At 53.6% G+C, this 17,602-nt stretch carries 10 protein-coding genes and 1 pseudogene; 6 read left to right on the top strand and 5 right to left on the bottom strand.

Annotated elements, in window-relative coordinates:
- Positions 1–360: 360 nt before the first annotated feature.
- Positions 361–1,497 carry a response regulator gene (locus ACR0JR_RS00755; protein WP_480454660.1) on the top strand — a complete coding sequence of 379 codons (1,137 nt, stop codon included), beginning with the start codon at positions 361–363 and terminating at the stop codon, positions 1,495–1,497.
- 63 nt (positions 1,498–1,560) lie between these two features.
- Here the strand turns inward: ACR0JR_RS00755 and ACR0JR_RS00750 are convergent, their stop codons facing one another.
- Positions 1,561–2,811, bottom strand: coding sequence for a cytochrome P450 (locus ACR0JR_RS00750; protein WP_480454659.1), 1,251 nt, complete (start codon positions 2,809–2,811; stop codon positions 1,561–1,563).
- 385 nt (positions 2,812–3,196) lie between these two features.
- Here ACR0JR_RS00750 and ACR0JR_RS00745 point away from each other — a divergent pair, with 385 nt between their 5' ends.
- The 4 genes from ACR0JR_RS00745 (at position 3,197) to ACR0JR_RS00730 (ending at position 6,349) form a co-directional block, all read left to right on the top strand.
- Positions 3,197–4,630 (top strand): sensor histidine kinase, encoded by a 1,434-nt coding sequence (locus ACR0JR_RS00745; protein WP_480454657.1) that lies wholly within the window; start codon positions 3,197–3,199, stop codon positions 4,628–4,630.
- Between the two features lie 811 nt (positions 4,631–5,441).
- On the top strand, positions 5,442–5,648 hold the full coding sequence (locus ACR0JR_RS00740; protein ID WP_480454656.1) for a hypothetical protein: 207 nt from the start codon (positions 5,442–5,444) through the stop codon (positions 5,646–5,648).
- 88 nt (positions 5,649–5,736) lie between these two features.
- Positions 5,737–6,111 carry a hypothetical protein gene (locus tag ACR0JR_RS00735; RefSeq protein ID WP_480454655.1) on the top strand — a complete coding sequence of 125 codons (375 nt, stop codon included), beginning with the start codon at positions 5,737–5,739 and terminating at the stop codon, positions 6,109–6,111.
- 4 nt (positions 6,112–6,115) lie between these two features.
- Complete coding sequence (locus ACR0JR_RS00730) at positions 6,116–6,349, top strand: hypothetical protein (RefSeq protein ID WP_480454654.1); 234 nt, start codon at positions 6,116–6,118, stop codon at positions 6,347–6,349.
- Between the two features lie 445 nt (positions 6,350–6,794).
- Here the strand turns inward: ACR0JR_RS00730 and ACR0JR_RS00725 are convergent.
- The 3 genes and pseudogenes from ACR0JR_RS00725 to ACR0JR_RS00715 form a co-directional block, all read right to left on the bottom strand.
- Positions 6,795–6,959, bottom strand: a pseudogene (locus ACR0JR_RS00725) (IS5/IS1182 family transposase); the annotation flags it as partial.
- A 265-nt stretch (positions 6,960–7,224) separates the two neighbouring features.
- Positions 7,225–8,361: a phosphatase PAP2 family protein gene (locus tag ACR0JR_RS00720; protein ID WP_480454653.1), complete on the bottom strand. Its 1,137-nt coding sequence runs from the start codon at positions 8,359–8,361 to the stop codon at positions 7,225–7,227.
- A 16-nt stretch (positions 8,362–8,377) separates the two neighbouring features.
- Positions 8,378–10,177, bottom strand: a complete 1,800-nt coding sequence (locus tag ACR0JR_RS00715) for an adenylate/guanylate cyclase domain-containing protein (RefSeq protein ID WP_480454652.1) — start codon at positions 10,175–10,177, stop codon at positions 8,378–8,380.
- A gap of 131 nt (positions 10,178–10,308) precedes the next feature.
- Between ACR0JR_RS00715 and ACR0JR_RS00710 the strand changes: the two genes are divergently transcribed.
- Positions 10,309–11,826 carry a S8/S53 family peptidase gene (locus ACR0JR_RS00710; protein WP_480454651.1) on the top strand — a complete coding sequence of 506 codons (1,518 nt, stop codon included), beginning with the start codon at positions 10,309–10,311 and terminating at the stop codon, positions 11,824–11,826.
- A gap of 327 nt (positions 11,827–12,153) precedes the next feature.
- On the opposite strand, the gene ACR0JR_RS00705 is transcribed toward ACR0JR_RS00710, so the two are convergent.
- Positions 12,154–17,298 (bottom strand): RecQ family ATP-dependent DNA helicase, encoded by a 5,145-nt coding sequence (locus ACR0JR_RS00705; RefSeq protein WP_480454650.1) that lies wholly within the window; start codon positions 17,296–17,298, stop codon positions 12,154–12,156.
- Between the last annotated feature and the right edge of the window lie 304 nt (positions 17,299–17,602).

Genomic DNA, 17,602 nt, shown 5'->3' with positions numbered 1-17,602 from the left:
CCCAACGCTGACTTCATTGCGACTAGGGTTTATTTTCAGGCTATTGGGAAACTGTGGCTTTTATGCATGTTAGCAGCGTTACCAGAATTGATGCTAAAATTCCCAATCGCATTTCAATTCCGTTGTTTTGAGATCGTGAATTGTTCTTAGACGCGAACATATTGCCGAATAAATATCATCAAAAAAGCGCCACGGCCGCTCAAAACAAAAAACAGGCAACTCGTCGCTGAGGCCGTTTGCGTCAAACAAAGGTCAAGAAAAAACCCCTTTCTACGAAGAATTTCTCAATTTTTGCCGCGGTTTCGACCCACTCACCTCATAGGTTCAACCCGTTATGAGGATATCGGCGGTTCACCAGTTATGAGACATTCCACATTTGGCAGTGATCGGTTCCAAAGAAATTTAGAGCATCGAGCACAAAGAAAGACCGCACTTACTGTACTGGCGGTCGATGATGATCCTGACATTTTGAAATTGCTCCAGTCAGCGCTTCCTGAACTCGAAAACTGCAATGTGGCTGCTGCCAGTTCAGCTGATGAAGCGCTTGGGATGATAGAAGCAGCAGAATCCCCGTTCGACTGTCTGCTTGTTGACATTCAGATGCCTGGAACCTCAGGGATAGAGTTGCTTTCACAAATCCGAAACCTGCCGGAAAATCTGGAAACACCTGTCATAATGCTGACTGCACTTGATGACAGGCAGAACATCGAGAAGGCATTTTTGGAAGGCGCGTTTGATTATGTAACTAAACCCTTCGACTTCTTTGAATTGCGCAGCCGAATGAACGCTGCTCACCTTCTGATGATGGAGAGAAAGAAAACCCAATCCTCATCGGCGTCGATAGAAAATCTTCGCAGTGAATTGGATTTCAACCAGAAATTCAATTTCAAGGATCCTTTGTCTATCGACGAGCAGGAACAATGCTTGGGGTATGTCGAATTCGACAACTATGTCGAGCAGCTTTCACGGAGGCGTCGATTTGACACCTGGGTCACCGCAATCAAATATCGTGACGCCGAGTATCACTTTGATCTGGGGAATTTTGGTGATTTTCGGCGATCTGTTTCCGACATTGGATTCTGCATTGAAAGAACAACACAGGCTGCTGGAGGAATCTATTCCTATCGCGGAAGTGGCACATTTCTCGTTGTTACACATGGGCGGGAACGCACCCAGAATATTCCGACCGAAGCTTTCCTAAACCAAGAACTAGGGACTGTTCTCAGCAACCGCTGCGCATCTGTCCATCTTAAAGTGGTGAAAGGTACACCGGTATCGCTTCGTTCTTTTACGAAGGTTGGAGCATTCGCCTCTTTGGACATGGCTATCAAAAAAGTGAATCATCGTGAGGCCAATCTCAGAAAGGGCCTGGTTACAACCTCTTCCACATTTCCAGAGCCCACACCGCATCGCAAAGAAATGGTCAACGATAGATTGTTTGATGTAGTCTTGCGTGAGCTGTACGGCGATAACACTTACCTCACTCGCCGGCAGTAAGCTAATTCCATCACCAGGCCTGACGTCGATCAAAGGTCAGGCACTGGAGTTTAGATATCAACTTTATTCGCGAACCCGTTCGGCATTGAGGATGAGTGGGCCACTGGTACGCATGGTGAATGTCAAAACTGGTTCCGGTAATTCAGACTCTGTAATCGAAAAATTTATTCGACGGAGCACCGAAGCCATAAGTACCATGATTTCAGTTTCAGCGTACTGAGCACCTATGCAGATTCTGGGACCATCTCCAAATGGAATGTACTGGCCTCGAGGCTGTGTAGACCCCAAGAACCGTTCCGGTCGATAGTGGTCAGGAGCATCCCATAGTTTTTCGTTTCTGTGCAAAGAGTAGACTGGGAAGAACAGCGCGTCACCATTTGCAATCTTTACCCCTTTGATTTCAAGGTCGGCAGATGCGTCTCTAGCAAAGAACGCGGCTGAAGGGTAAAGCCGCAGCGTTTCTTTTACATGGGCGCGCAGGAGTGGCATTGCCTCCAGGTCCGAAAATTCCACTAGGCCTTTTGGGCGAACGGACCGAATTTCCTGTCTAACCCTAGCTTGCATATCTTGGTGCAACGCCAGCAGATAATACCCCCAGGCCAGAGCGTTGGCGGAAGTTTCATGACCAGCGACGACAAAGGTTAAAAGGTTGTCAACGGTAGTCGCTTCATCCTCGAAATCTGTTTTTAACGCCTCAATCATGAAATCGAGGAAATCCTGTGGCTCGCTGCGGCATTCGGAGCGACGCTGATCAATAACCTGTCTGGCAAGGTTCCGCATATTGGTGACCGGGGCTAGGCTGCGTAGCCAATTCTTGCGCGGCACCCACTTTGGCAAACCCATTAAATCGAAAAGAGACAAATCAGAAATGTACTCAAAATACTTGATCAGCCCCACGCGTATTTGCTCTGAACTGACTTTCTTGTTACCCGAAAAAATCACCCTAGAAATATTCGTCAACGTTGATGCAGGCGCAATTTGTGCAACATCTACGGGGCCTTCGTGTTCCGCCAATGAATCTGCAATCTCAACACCAGTCTCTGCAAAATGCCGAGCCAGAACCGGGAGGTTCCTGGCGGCGAATAGTGGAGAATATCTACGTCTCTGTTGACGCCATTTTTCCCCTTCAGAGAGTATCAAACCGTTGCCTACAGCCGATCCAATAATGTCTTTAGTGAACTTGGCTTTGGGAAACGAACGGCCCTGCCCGACAAGTAACTCGGTTATTATTTCAGGATCGCATATATAGTGTATGTTCAAAGGTCCACGAACATAAGTTTCACGCAGAGTTTCGGCCGGGATGACTTCAAACATGTTTCGACCAGCGGACCTTGCAAACTGAAGCAGTGTCACCGGCTTTTTCGCAAGCCTAGCCGAAACAGGAGCGACTGCGCCCTGCCCCAACTTCGTAAATTCAACTGCAGTCAAACCCCAACCCTTTTAGATTTTCTCCATCTTTCTGGCACATTAAGATAAAAAAAAATGTACTTAGCAACGAGATCGTCAAATTTGGGCGCCCCACACTGCATTTGCGCAACAAAAATTTTCTAACCTCTCACACCAGAATCTTGCGTGAAAAGCCAACAATCCCAGTGGCCTTCAAGGGATTAGCGCCAAACTGTGAACCCAATTCAGACCAACTAAGTCCTCATTGTGCCGGTAATGGTATTTTCCAAGCGCGAAAAACGAAGACATCTGGATGACAGCCATCGACGCCAATCTGCCGGACCGGGACGCCGGTGAAACGGAAAACCGGCTTCTGCAAAACATCATAGATTATACTGCCATGAGCTTTGCGCTTCTGTGGCAGCGGCAGGCTATTTATCTGGCCACGACCATTTTGACTGGGTTCTTCTTCGATCCCATTAACGCCATGCTGTTCTATGGGACAATCCTCATTTGCGAAGCGCAAGATTTATTGCTGGCCAAACGCGTACCACGCTTGAAGCCAGATCAGCACAAAGCAATTAGTATGATGGTTGTTTGGATTCTGTTGAACACGATCCTCAGCGCGGCCGCAATCTGCCTGTATGCTGTTTCAGTTGCTTTCGCACAGCCCGCCGGTGGCCACTTTACTCCAATGTTCTTCTTGTTTGCTGCGGCGTTGTTTGCAGCAATGAACAACCATCAGTTTCTGTGGGCAATGATTATCCGTCTGACCATGTACGGCGTATCGTTCATGTTGATTGTCGTCAAGGATATCTGGATCGAACGCCCCGAGCTTTCATCTGAACTCTGGCTGCACTTCTTCACCGTTATCTTTGTAATGTACTTTCTGATTGACTGTTCGATGGTGTTTCTGAAGCTCTACCGCAGGAATTTGGAACAACTCGAAAAGCTCAAAGCAGAGCACGAAAGAACAAAAGCGGCCTACATTGCGAAAACTCAGTTCATATCGACAGTTAGCCATGAACTGCGTACGCCTCTCACTTCGATCAAGGGATCACTTGACCTAATCAACACAGGCACATTGGGTGAAGCTCCAGAATCAATGCAAAGCCTCATTCATTTAGCAGGTAAAAATTGCGAACGGCTCGCATCCCTAATCAATGATGTGTTGGACATTCAAAAAATGGAAGCGGGCGAGATGAATTACCGTGAAGGAACTGTTGATGTACATGCGCTGATTCAGGAAGCGATTGCCTGTAACATGGGATACACCAGTGCTCACAACGTAGAAATTGTAGAAGACTTAAGGGGAAACAATGATCTGTACGTTAAAGGTGATCCCTCCCGCCTGCTTCAGGTGTTGGCCAACATTATCTCCAACGCAGCTAAATTCTCCCTTGATGGAGGCGAGATAACCGTCGGATGCGAGAAAGTGGGCGGGAATATTCGCCTCTTCGTCAAAGACCATGGCATCGGGATACCTGAGGGGTGCCATGACAAAGTTTTCGATCGATTTTCCCAGATAGACTCCTCCGATGAACGTCACGCAGGCGGTACAGGGCTCGGGATGCACATTTCAAAGGAAATTGTTGAGCATTTTGGCGGAACAATAGACTACAGAAGCAAACTTGGTGAAGGCACAGAGTTTTTCATTAAATTGCCTGCGATAAGCGGACACGAAGTAGGTTCCACCGGAGAAGAGCACACCTCACTACCCTGCGCCACGCAACCGGAGCAACGATAACGGATTCCTGCCGAGCAATTTCGATGGCACATCACTTTGGATTTTTGAAGCAATCCCGTGATTCAGTAGCGGATTTTCGGTGGTGAAGTTATCTCTATGATCACAAGACCTCGTGGCAAACTCGAGATCGTCAGTGGTAAAATGAAGGAGTCTGTGTATTGCCAAAGCAACTCCAAAAAGAAAATGCTGTCCCGATCATACGATCGAAACAGCACACTCGTTACCAAATACACTTCCGAAGATGCAGTAGATTTACAACTTTCGGCAAATAGGCCTACTACTTGCAGGCCGCGATATTCCTATGAACATCATAAGGGATGAGCTGTCCAAGCACCGAGAAATTCTCGTGTTTTGTTCGTTTTAGTTGTTCTAATTGATGTAAACCGGAAACAAAAAAGCCAATGACCGCCGGACTGTCAACATATTCAGTTGCTTCATCGATTGGGCGCACTCTATTTGAATTAATTCACTCAAGTTTTGACGCCCAACTCTGTTTGTATGGTCGTCACAGTTCTTAAGCCCCTATTGCACGTTTATCTCAAAATTCGCGGCTAATCAGCCTTCACAAGAGCGGCAGCTAATTTCGTTGACGCACTCATAAGGGCAAAGCACTAGCCCCGGAATGGCGGCTTACCATGCGCCCAACCACAAACCGTTCGGCCACAAGCGAACCTCTGCATTGGAACGCAGGTCACGATTATGAGGTGAAGATATACGCAAAAAGCTGCAGGCCGGGTCACGCGCGAGGCGATGCGAGCAGATTTGGTTCTTCGAAGCTAGGTAACATCGTATCTTTTCGGGAGGCGTTGAAATGAAAAACCCCGCAGCAGACTTTGACGCAACCCTGCTGCAAAATCTGATGCAGGCACAATCAAATTCTCAATTCTATGCAGCAAAGTCTGACGCAGAAAACCGGCTTTTATTGGCTTTTCCCGCTGCAAACTCTGGCACCCTTATATTAGCCATATACCCCGGTAAGGAGCGGTACGCTGTCAGAGGCCGGGAAAACCAAACCTAATCCTCAAAAGACCACCGGCAGGAGCAAACGCGAACTACCCCGGAAGCCTTTGGCTGACGGTTCCACCTCTGACAAAATGGAAAACACCATGACCGAAGAAACTTCCAACGACGATCAAATGCAAACGCTGGCACAATCGCCCACTGACACCCCAGAAGGCCAATACGCGCTATTGGCGGGCATACTTTTTGAACAGTCTGCTGAGGGCATGAAAATCAGGCGGAAAAAAGTTGAGTTGAGCGACGGCATCGGGGAACTGGAACTCCGTCAAATGGGTCTTAACGCCCTGATCGCCGACAGCCAGAACGTTGATGAAAAAATCCGGCTCTCGGCCAAGCGTGTCGAAGTCAAAGGCCGAATTCGGGTATCAAGGACCGAAATGGATGAGTGGTCTCAGCGCGAGAAACTAGTGCGCCAACGCCAGAAAGCTGAGTTCATCGCCCAGCGCGAACAGAAAGGCTAAGGACATGACTGAGGTGATCGTCGCGCTAGCGTACTTGTTGTTTGGTGCTCGAATTTGGCGGCGGGTCGTACTACCCAGCCGCATCCCGGAAGATCAAGCGGCACTGGAATGGCATAATGAGGCATCGGAGCAAGAACGCTCCGGTGACCCGGCTCTGCTATTCGCTAAGGCGACCGTTGTTCTGTTCTGGCCAGCCTTCATGTTGTTTGGGTTCGTGTCGGCGAAGTTGCAGGATTGAGTTGCAACTGTTGCAATTTTTTCGACCCCACGTTGACGAAGAATTGGTAAATAAGGATTTGATGACAATTCGATAGTTTTCCAACTTGAAACTTTTGATTTTCTTGCGCCGTTGCTGTCCCTGTGGACAGATTACGAACACTGGACAACAAATTCACTACTCTGGCTTGCCTCAACCCAGCATCTGGACCTAATAATTATCTCCGACCTCAGCGACAGCTTGCACCAAATAGTGGAAGTTGAATAAGACCCGGGCAATGTCCGAGTCGCGGACGAATCCGTCATCTGGAATATCCTTGCGTATCACCGCTGTGAGCCCAAAGCGGACCACGTCTATTGTTGGAGGCCTCGCAGTCGCAACATGAACTCACCTGTCGCGACCAGCCCGAAAGCTGCCATCCGATGCCGTTGAGCTAAACAGCAGCCCGGCCAGTTAAAGCTACCGCGGCGTCCCATTTGAAATCAACGCGGGACCAGGTACCATCCGTTCGGCTGGCCTTGTCGATCACCAGGATGTATGGGGCGATCTTTTCGTCGACCAGCCAGCCGAGCAATGGTCCCGACCGATACACCATGTGGGCGATCAGCCGTTCAGGACGCAGATCAAAGTGTTTCCTGAAGCTATTCCGCCAATACCGGACAGTTTCGTGGCTGACGTCGATACCTCGCAGGTTTAGAAGCTCTTCGACATTCCGAAGCGAGAGCAGAAACCGAGTATACAGCATCATCGCTAGACAGATGTCTCCAGTGCTGATTTTGAAACACGTGAAGGGACATTGTATTTTCATGAAAAGAAGCTTCGAAGGCCCCATGCCCGCCTCGACCCAAGTTCTTCGGACATGACCCTTTAGGACCTCTTGTAAAGCTAAGACCAAGCTACTTAGGCCACTCGTCAATCGCTGCGTCCATCAAATCTTTGAAATCCTGTACGTTCAAAAGGTGCCAGAGGCCAAAGTCGGCTAGACGCCGACCTGCTTCGCTGTCTGAAGGGTAGTGCAGACCAAGTACCTCGCGGTTGCGCGCAATTCGGCGGGCCATGTCCTGCAAGGGATTCCGTTTCAGGGCGGAATTGTCCTTCGTTTTGTGATCCGCGATCATCCCTTTGACGAAAGGGATTGCCTCGAGCGTGCGGGCCACCATGTACGCCTCGGTCGCGTGCGCACTGGGGAAAGCCGCGTGCCCAGGGTTGGGGACCGGCGGCACCAGATGCGGAGCAAGTTGCGAAGGACGGGGGCGTTTGAGTTCGTATTTGTAGTGCATGGCAAGGAATTGACCCACACGCATTGCGCAGGCCAGTGCCAAAGTAGTGTTGGGGTGGGTTACCCGATTGAACGGCACAATCGCCCGGAAATAGCTGCCAATACCTTTGCGTTGCGCCAGCGCCTCACGCATCGCAGCGCCCCGATACTCCATGAGCGAGACCAACTCGATCAGCTCATACTTCAATCCAAAGGGATTTTTAGTTGCGCGTGTTGTGGCGGGTATCGCTGGATGAGTAACAATTTCAAGTTCGCCAACACTCGTAAAGTCGTGAACTTGCTCTAAAAAGGTTGTTTCGTCGGTGCCAGCGTTTATTGCCACGGTGGGTCTTGGCCAGTTCCGCCAACTGTCATTTGGCTTGGTTGGATCAGCGGCGCCTGTTCCGGTCCTTTCAGCCACAAACTTCGCCAGCATCGCATCCGCGAATGGCTCGATCGACCAGTGACTGTCGGGAAAGCCGCGACCGTATGCGAATTCGTAGACCTCATGCAGTTGGGCATAGCGTTCGTTAGCAGAGCCAGGATCGCGCCACGCTTCGGGGTTGGCCGCAGGCCAGAGATCACCATGCCACCACTGCTGATGTTTGTCCAAGCCCGACGACTCGGGGCTTGGTTCAGTATAGGGCGACACACCAAAGGGGCGGCCACCACCGCCCGTGGCTCCGCCCCGATGTGATCCCAGCGCGTCAAGCGCATCTAGAGCATCGAGTGCATCCAATGCATCCAGCGCGTCAAATCCATCTGCTGTGGCCATAAGATTATCCTTTGAGCTATGCGTTGCTTTCAGCTGGTCCTTCAGGAATGCCAGCCAGGGTGAAATGCCTAATCAGTTTCTGTGTCCGCTGTGGTTCTGCAAAGGGCGGGCGGCCGTAGGAATAGGCAGCGGTTGTAAACCGCGGTTCGGCCGCCAGCAGAACTTTCGCTGCAGAACGGGCAGCAGCGATTTCACCTAGCGCGGCGCGCGAGACAATCAGCAGCTTCTGAGCGTTTGTGTAATTGGGGTTCTCAGCCAGACTGCGCTCAGCCCATCGGGCTGCGTCTTCAAAGGCATCGCCACAATAGCAGGCTAGCGACAGGAACGCGAAGAACTGGAACAACTGATCGTCGAAGGGTGAAAGCTGTAATGCGGCCTCAGCCTCGAAGCGTGCTTCGTCGGCACGGCCCATGAAGCTGAGGGTGACACTGCGCAGGGTGCGTGCGATTGCATTGTTTGGTCCCGCTGCGACTGCGCGGTCCAGATAGTTGATCGCGGTATCATAATCGCGCGTTGTGTAGGCGGTGACATGCCCAAATGTGGCCAGCGCCAGCGCGTTGCGTCGGTCAAGCCGGATCGCCTGCTTGGCGGAATGCAGCGCCGCGGCGCTATCGGCGCCCGGATCTTCCGACCAGCCCTGACCCACCCGCAACGTAAACCAGCGCGCCAACCAAGCCAGCGGCGTCGGAAACTCAGGATCAGCCTCAATTGCGGCCTCGAGATAAACGCGGGCTGCTTCGAAATCCTTCCGATCGAGGCTAGCCACCTTGTCGAGCGCACGCAGGGTGGCTTCATAGGCGGAATGGTTGCCCGGCGGTTTGCGACGCGCACGTGCCAGAGTCGCCCTTTTCACTTCCGGTGCGACCAGCGCAACGATTTCTTGCAGGAACCGATCCTGCATGTCGAAGATGTCATCCTCTGCAAAATCCAGCCGATGGCTTGCGATTATGTCCGATGTCTGGGCATCGATGATCTCGATCCGCGCGCGCAGGCGATTGTTGCAGTGTTGCAGGGCACCAGTCACCAGGTAGTCGACCCCCAGCGTCTCGCCCACTGTCCGCGGATCAAGTGCGCTGGCAGCGCCCAAGGCCTTGACCGAAGAGCGAGCGATAACATTCAGCTCCTGCACGCCGCTGAGCGAGGAAATGAGATCGTCCAGCAGCCCCGCGGCAAAGATTTGGCTGTCGGGGTCGGCAACGAACGGCAGAACGGCAATCGATGGCAGGCGAGAGGCGGCGTTGAACGGCTTAAGAGACCGTAGATCTCGCGCGTCCGTGGCCAGATGGAACGCCTCGATATCTGCACGGATGTTCTTCAGCCGAAGCGGGCCTGTTGGTGTTAGGAATAGGTCCTGCGCCGACGGTAGTGCATCCAAAATTGCACGGCTGAGCAGGATGCTGCCGGGCAGAGCACGGGTCTCTAGCCGAGCCGCGATGTTAACAGTTTCGCCGAAAACGTCGTGATCAGTATCTTCAATCACCTCGCCCAGATGCAGACCGATTCTGAGGCGCAGCCCTTCGCCACGAATACGGGCTTCACGTTGAACCGCGCGGGCCCAAGCGACGGCATCAGACGGAGATTCAAAGGTGGCTAGTAACCCGTCGCCCGTCGATTTCACGAACCGGCCTGCATGGGTCTGCAGAAGTGGGCGCAGCACGCGATGCGACACACGTTTCCAGCGCGCATAGGTCGCCTGCTCGTCCACGCCCATCTGGCTGGAAAAACCGACCACATCCAGAAAAGCAACTGCACAGCGGTGCTGTGTCACTCCCGAAAGGGTGTCATCAATCAGTGGCAGCGGATCTTTGACACCCATCTGAAACACTAAACCCCGGCTCGCGCTTTGGACAAAAAAAATACACAAAACTATTTGGTAGTGTAGGATAGATTACAGTTGATTTCAAAATCTATTGCCCAGCGCGAGCCCAACCCTGAGGTAGTGAATTGATGGACAAGCCGAATCACTTCTTATTTGCCGACAGCGTTAAGGATATCGAGGAGTTTGTGCGCCGGCAGGACTTAGAAAGAGCCGAAGAATTTGTCGATGCGCTTTGGGTTGGTTCAGCCAATCATCTCATCGGTATCGAACCTGGAATGGATAACAGAGAGGCTTCGATTAAGAGAAACGACTTTTTCGATAAATACCAAACGACTGAGGCCCTAGTTGAGAAGGGGGAGATCGAGAAGATCACCCTTGTTCAACCGAACCGGCTGCATTCATGGGCTAATGGAAAAGGGTTCACTTCATCTGATTTCCCGCTTAAAGGTGCGATCCTTGCATTAAGGAAAGAACTGAAACTCAAACCTTCGGTTGCCGGTGGCGAAACAGATGAGTTACCGATTGCCGAGTGCACGAATATTCCAATTTCCTTCTTTTCGGATGGTGCACGGGCTCAGCAGCACCGCCTACCGGGTGTTCATGGCGGCAGCAACTTCTTGCGGCGTGCCGAAGCCCTGCAGGCCATAGGTGTATCAAGCCTACCGGACCGATTAAACCGAGTTCATGTTTTTGTCATCGATCAAGGCATGGATCCAAACTATGTTGAAACACTAGCCGGATCGGGCAGCTATGGCGGCGTTATTTGGGACTCGGTGGAAGTAAAGTGGCCCAATTTGCCAGAGTTCGAACTTTTTCCGCTGCCGCCAGAAGGCAGTTTGCCGACGGAGCAGAGGGATCGCCATCAGTCGCGACCTCAATGGCATGCGCACATGATCCTAAAGAATATTCTGTCCGTTTCAGGGACGAATATTAATCTAGGGCCGGCTGAGAAGCCCATCATCTTCTATGACGTTCCAGTGGTGCCAAATCGGGTGGGGGATGTGGGTTGGACATCGGTCGCTCTGTACTTTCAGCTGCGCGCGGTCTTGGACCAGATCGTTCAAATCTTGACAAAAAATTTTGGGGATCGGGTTGTTGTGGCCAATGCGTGGGGAATCAAGAACCGTCTTCGCGAGACGAGCGAGCAACCTGTTAGCCGTCAGCCCAACAACTGGCTCAACCTGCTCGTTAACTTCATGGCGTCTTCTAACCAAGTCGCCACCGTCTTTGCTGCAGGGAATACAGGCTTGTTCCATTTTGACCCCGAAGCCGGACCTTATGATCGGGGTCCGAGCAAGAGCATTTGGTTTCCAAATGCGCTGCCTAATGTGATGACCGTTGGGGCTGTAGATGCAACGGGCCAATGGATTGGCAGCTCTTCACAGGGTCCTTCCGATGCCCCTGGAACCAATCCAGTGCCGGACTTCACTGCACCAAGCTACTTCCGCGAAAATCAAGACGCGCATGTGCTTAACACCGGTAGTTCCGCAAGTTGCGGTTTGCTGGGCGGGTTGATTGCTGCACATTGGCGCGCGAGTCCGCAGCCGCTTGATATCAATAACGCCAAAGCCGCCGCACGAAAATCAGGCCACTTGTCTCACAGCGGTCGTTTGGGGCACGGAGTGGTGCAGGCCGGGACATTCTGATCAGCCGGCACAACCCATACTTGTTAGCTGACTCCAATTACCTTTGGGTGTGAGTGAAAGGTCGTTGCTCAAAATTTTCAGTGTCTGCTCCCGACTGACGCTAAGGTTGGCATTGAAATCGCCGCAAGTGTCCGTTTCCTTCGCAGTACTGACATTTGTGCCGAACGCAGAATCAGTCACTTTGGGCTCTGAGCGGCCATTTGCTGCGCTTTGTTCGAAAGACCGCTCTGCGGACAAAGCTGCCGATAAGTCAGTTTGTTGGGATGTGTGATAACGGCTCCGAGCAGTCCTTCAATGCAAGCGCAGCGATCGACGGCTTGACCGACTTTACTTGCCGTCCTGATGCTCTCCGAAGACCGATTCAGCCCCTTTGACCTCTTCGAATATCAGTTCAGGCACCACGACTTCCCAATTGGCGCGTTTCATCAGGTGATGAAAACGCTCATCAGCATCCTCCTTACGCCAATTTATGATGGCCGCGATCTCGCCTGTGACAAATTTCGTGCCCATCGGGGGAGCGAATGCTTTTGCCATTCGCCCGAGGGCCCGCCCTTGAAGATCCTCGATCTGCCAGCGATCTCCGACACAGGAGAGCCTGACTGGCGCGCCGACCTGCGCTTCAGCGATCGCCTGGTGAACGATGTGCCGATCACCTTGGCGGCCTGCAAATGACAAGTCGACCATCTTCATTTCGGGCGACTGAAAGAACCGTCGTGGGCCGGGGGCTGTCGCCAAGTTGGGCACCACGTGCCGAGTGACAACGGAGGGTGACTCGGTGGGAAGATATTCGTGATTGTCGTTACTCATGACGATCAAATTGCGCCGCGCACGTGTCATGGCGACATAGAACAAACGCCTCGGCGCGTCCTGATCTTCGTTTCGCGAGGGCCGTTCCCAACCACCATCCAGGATCACGACATCGTCGAATTCGAGGCCTTTCGCGCGATGCGCCGTCAACAACTTGAGGCCACGCTGCTCGCCCCATGAGTCTTTCGACCATTCAGCAAACCATTCCATCACGTCAGGGCTCGGGAGCGCTTTGCCATCAACTTCACGCGCAAGTTGGCCAAGTCCCTCGCCGATCCGGTCAGTCCAACGGCTTGAGGGTATTGTGTTCAGGGTTTCGGTAAGGTCGCTCAAGCTGACCAAGGCTGCGTGCCTCTCGCGTAGGCCGTCGATGAACCTCCGCATCTCACGGGTGCGCCAAACACTTGGTAAGTTTTCGTTCGCCATTTCGACTGGAATTCCATGCGCCTCGGCAAAATCACGGACCGGCAGAAGCTTGCGCCAATCACGAGAAATGATTGCCGCGCCCTTCCAGCTCCAATCCGGGATCAGTTTTGACAGGCGGATCATCTCGTTGACAGCCGCAAGGGCCTGAGCGTCATTTCCGGCCGGGCAGCCGAGGATTTGGACCCGTCCCTGTGCAACCGGATCGAGGCTTTCCATAATACCCCCTGCGGGGTCCTTTTGCCGCGATTTGTCGACGGTAATCCCATGCCCTGTTTTCATACGTTCCCGAGATCCTTCGATCACGGCGTTCGCTGCGCTGATGACGTTTTTCGACGAGCGGTAATTGTCAGTCAGAAAGACCGGCTTGGCTGAATAATCCTGTTCGAATTGCCGGATGTGGCGCACCGATGCGCCGGCAAACGCGTAGATATTTTGGTCGTCATCGCCGACCGCGAACAGGCTAATCCGTTGATCGGGGTCGTCGATACTGCGACCGGCCACCGCTGCGATCAAGGCGTATTCCTCTGGCCCCACGTCCTGATATTCGTCTACGAGAATCCAGCGGAACCCCTGGATCAAAGTCTCTCGCAAGGCTTCGGCCTCGATTTTGTCCAACCCGTTGCCACGCAAGAGACGTGCCGCATCAATCAGAAGCGTCTCGAAATCAGGTTCGTCGGCCGCTACCCGTCCGGCGAAACTCGCGCCAACCAACCGCATGGCTAAGGCATGGATGGTTAAGACCGTGACGAAGCGAGCATCTTCGCCAATCAGCATACGCAAGCGTTCCCGAATCTCGGCGGCCGCGTGACGATTGTAGGCAAGCACCAGTATACCGTTTGGATCTTCGCGCTTGATCCTAACCAGATAGGCGATGCGATGGACCAACACGCGTGTCTTGCCCGATCCCGGCCCTGCGAGCACAAGGACATTGGTCTGTTCGCGGTCGTCACGCACGATCTGCTCTTGTGTCGCATTCCCCAGATTGTCGACGATCTCGGCGTAAGACTGAGGCGTTGCCTGCCGTCGGAACTCTGAAATCTTCCCCGGCATCCAAGCTTTCATGAAGTCGGACTGCTCCATTTCGAAATAGTCATGCGCGAGCTGCTGGGCCTGATCGATATCGTCGATGCCCTTGCTCGCGTAAGCCGCCATCACGTGGGTCTGGACTGTCTGTTCGGTGTAATGGTCTTCGAGCGGCGCGAAATGTTGGGTGGTAAAAGCGCCGCCTTTCGGATTGATGTGCAACGTCATGGCGGATCGGAACACGGACAATCCCTTGCCCAGAGTCACCACCTGCTGTTCGTGCAGCCAAAGAAGCGCCCGGTCCATAAGTTTTGCTGGATCATTGACAGATGCTCGCAACAGCGCATCGCTGTTGATCGCTGCAAGAAGGTCGCCAAGCGTGGTCTCGACAGGAACGTCTTTCCGACGCAGACCTGCCTGAACCTTGTTTATCAAGTGTGAAACCAAACGCTCTGCGGCCTGCCTGCGAAGTTGAGCGGTCTGTTCGATTACCCCCCATGATCTTTGGATTCGCACCATGACACTGCCTTTGGACACCTTGCGCAGGCCAATGTTGCCTTTTCCGCCGTCCATGTCGCGGCCATCCTGCGCCATCCCACGGAGCAAACCCTCGACAATATCGGGCCGTACGGAGGCGTATCCCCGCTCCCGCAAGGCCTGCGCCACTGAGGCCAGATGGCAGGGCACAGCCTCATTGATCTCCGCGTCAGGCGCTTGCTCCCTAAGGACTGCAATCAGGTCAGCTTCCAACCGGGATGCCGCTTCGAAGCGCTTCGACGAGGCATTCTCGACGCCTACATGCACGAAGATGGTGATGTTTGTGTCGTCCTTTGCGATCCCCAGGGCCTCGAGATCCGCCAAGGCTTTACGCAGGCTCGACATCGTAAGCCCGCTGACGCCGCAGAGCTCGTCCGTGGTGATGCCCTCTTCCTGCGGCGCGTTGATGATATGCTGCACGATTACGGCCAGATCCTTGCGCCGCCGCTCGGTAATCTCGGCGGATGCCAGGATTTCACGGACCTCCCGCATGCTCCTTATTCGGAGCGAGGCAGGAAACACCTGCACCCGGTTTTCTTCGCGGTTCAGAAGGTGTGCTTCTTCCAACCAGGCGACGGCCGTCTTCACCCGCGTATCGTCGGTGTTGCTGTCCCGCTGGAAGTCTCGCTCTTTCTCCTCATGAACGATCTCACCGGGTGTGGCGACAATTTCGCCGCCTTTTCCAGTCCGAGCGTCAAGTCGTCGAAGCGCCTTCAGGATCGCGCCGATTTCGTGCCGCGCGAGTCGAGAACGCGCGCTGAGGCTGAACTGACGATCAACGTCTTCGGTATTGAACAATAGGATGCAGTTTGCAGGCTCGCGGTCCCGCCCGGCGCGACCCGCCTCTTGCAGGTAGTTTTCCAACGACCCAGGCACGTCCCCGTGAACCACCAGACGGATGTCCGGCTTGTCGACCCCCATCCCAAAGGCGTTGGTGGCTGCGATCACGCGGAGATTGCCGACGCGGAAGTCCTCCTGGATCTCACGCTTTTCATCGGGGCTGAGGCCTGCGTGATACCTTTCAGCGGCGATGCCCTGTTGTTTTAAGAACTCCGCCACGCGCTCGGTAGCGTTTTGGGTCGCACAATAGACGACCGCTCCCGACACGCCCTCACGCGGAAGCTTAGCCTCGATCGTGTCGAGGATGTCGGTCATCTTGGTTGCCCGCTGCGTCGGCAGCACCTGGAAGCTCAGGTTCGACCGTGATGCGCCTCCGTCGATCAACACCAGCTCGGACCCCAACCGCTCTTTGAAATGACTGCGGATGTCCTGCACGACGTCTGGCTTCGCTGTCGCGGTCAAACAAAGCACCGGAGCCGGTTCTTCGCCTGAGCTTTCCTTGATAAACCGCGAAACGTAGCGATAGTCGGGTCGGAAATCGTGTCCCCATTTAGACACGCAGTGCGCCTCGTCCAGCACCCACAGCCCCACCTCGCGCTGTGCCAGAGCGGACCGAACTGTTGTGCTGCGCAGTTGTTCGGGCGAAATCAAAAGGATCGCAGCATCCCCGAGCCGCACCTTGTCAAGCGCATCCTGACGCTCGGGCAATGACAATAGCCCGTTAATAGTCACCGCCGAGGAGATTCCGGCCCGAACCAGGCCCTGAACTTGGTCCGCCATCAGCGCCACAAGCGGCGATATTACGACGGTCAAGGCCCCGGTCTTGTCGAACCGAGACAGCGCGGGAATCTGATAGCAGATGGACTTACCCGTGCCCGTTGGAAGGATACCCAAGAGGTTGCCGCCTTCCATGGCTGTCGCCACGATCTTTTCTTGAAGCGGGCGTCCGTCCTCGTCGGCTGGTTCTGGGCGGAAACTCGGGAAGCCGAACCAACGTTCGAGTGCTCGGGTGGGATCATTGTGCTCTGCGCAATAGGCACAGTGCGGATCACGACAATTCGTATCTCTCAGGTCTTTGACGAGCCGTGCTGCGTCACGGAATTGCGCCCGCACCCAAGGCGGCATAACAGAATCCCCACCAGCGACCGAAATCCAGGCAAGGGCATATGCCATAGGCCAACCGAGCCCAGTGTCCGAGAGCCGCTCGAGCAGAGCGTCCACTTGCTTGCCGCAGGCCACGTATTTTAGCAGCGCCTGAATAGCCTCGTGCGCCTCCTCTTCCGTCGGGATGGACGCCCCGCGCACGTCGCTGAACAACCGATCAAATCCGACGCTACTGGGACCTCGGCAGCACAGCCAGTGATAGGCGATCACCGTTTCTGGCGACAACGTGTTCAGCGTTACGAAGGCTTCGATCTGGTTACGAAGAACCTCGAATACAAGACGCGCGTCGAGCTCGGGATCGTTGACGTGACCACTTTGAAGCCGCCCATCGCGGTAGTGTTTGACCAAATGATGATAGGGATTGCGCGGGAACGCCAAGGGGTTGAGCCAAAGCGTATCAATCGGTCCGTCCGCGAGCTTTGCGAAGCGCGGTGAGACCGCCAAGAGATGCGGCAGGTCGTGGCGCAGAATATTGTGCCCAATGACATGTGCGAAACCGGCGCAAAACAAGTCGAGCTTTTCAAGCGCGGTCTTCGGGTCACCTTTCCGATGAATAATCCCCACTCCATCGCCTTCCGGCACGGCTGCAAAGGCAAATAACTTGGCTTCCTTGGGATCGATCTCCAGATCAATCGACAGACAGCGCGACAGGATTTCGGATTGTTCCCGCGGCATTTGAATATTCTTAATTCCCGGCCTAATAGCCTCAAGCTTTTCAAGTGGCTGTTGTTTGCCACGGCCAAGAGCCTTCGATATGCCGCGGGAAATTAAGTTTTTCATATTCGCAGGTTAATATTTAATCCAAAGGAGCGGAACCTTCGGCGGCCATTTGACAAAAAATGTTGTCCCGATGCCATGCCAGGTTTGCGAGGTGCGGCTAGTGTCATTTTCTTCGGGTTTCAAAATCTTCCTATCCGCAACCAACAGCCAGTCGACGACATACTCGGCACCTTATTGCGAGACCTGAGCTGGCAGGATC

Source organism: Ruegeria sp. AA3, from assembly GCF_056542905.1.
Note: the sequence above shows the minus strand (reverse complement) of the source record. Positions and strands in the feature narration are given on the sequence as shown.

Bases quoted from the DNA above. Each gene is read 5' to 3' on its own strand.
- ACR0JR_RS00755 (WP_480454660.1), top strand. From the start codon at position 361: ATGAGACATTCCACATTTGGCAGTGATCGGTTCCAAAGAAATTTAGAG.
- ACR0JR_RS00750 (WP_480454659.1), bottom strand. From the start codon at position 2,811: ATGTTTGAAGTCATCCCGGCCGAAACTCTGCGTGAAACTTATGTTCGT.
- ACR0JR_RS00745 (WP_480454657.1), top strand. From the start codon at position 3,197: ATGACAGCCATCGACGCCAATCTGCCGGACCGGGACGCCGGTGAAACG.
- ACR0JR_RS00740 (WP_480454656.1), top strand. From the start codon at position 5,442: ATGAAAAACCCCGCAGCAGACTTTGACGCAACCCTGCTGCAAAATCTG.
- ACR0JR_RS00735 (WP_480454655.1), top strand. From the start codon at position 5,737: ATGACCGAAGAAACTTCCAACGACGATCAAATGCAAACGCTGGCACAA.
- ACR0JR_RS00730 (WP_480454654.1), top strand. From the start codon at position 6,116: ATGACTGAGGTGATCGTCGCGCTAGCGTACTTGTTGTTTGGTGCTCGA.
- ACR0JR_RS00720 (WP_480454653.1), bottom strand. From the start codon at position 8,361: ATGGCCACAGCAGATGGATTTGACGCGCTGGATGCATTGGATGCACTC.
- ACR0JR_RS00715 (WP_480454652.1), bottom strand. From the start codon at position 10,177: ATGGGTGTCAAAGATCCGCTGCCACTGATTGATGACACCCTTTCGGGA.
- ACR0JR_RS00710 (WP_480454651.1), top strand. From the start codon at position 10,309: ATGGACAAGCCGAATCACTTCTTATTTGCCGACAGCGTTAAGGATATC.
- ACR0JR_RS00705 (WP_480454650.1), bottom strand. From the start codon at position 17,298: ATGCCGCGGGAACAATCCGAAATCCTGTCGCGCTGTCTGTCGATTGAT.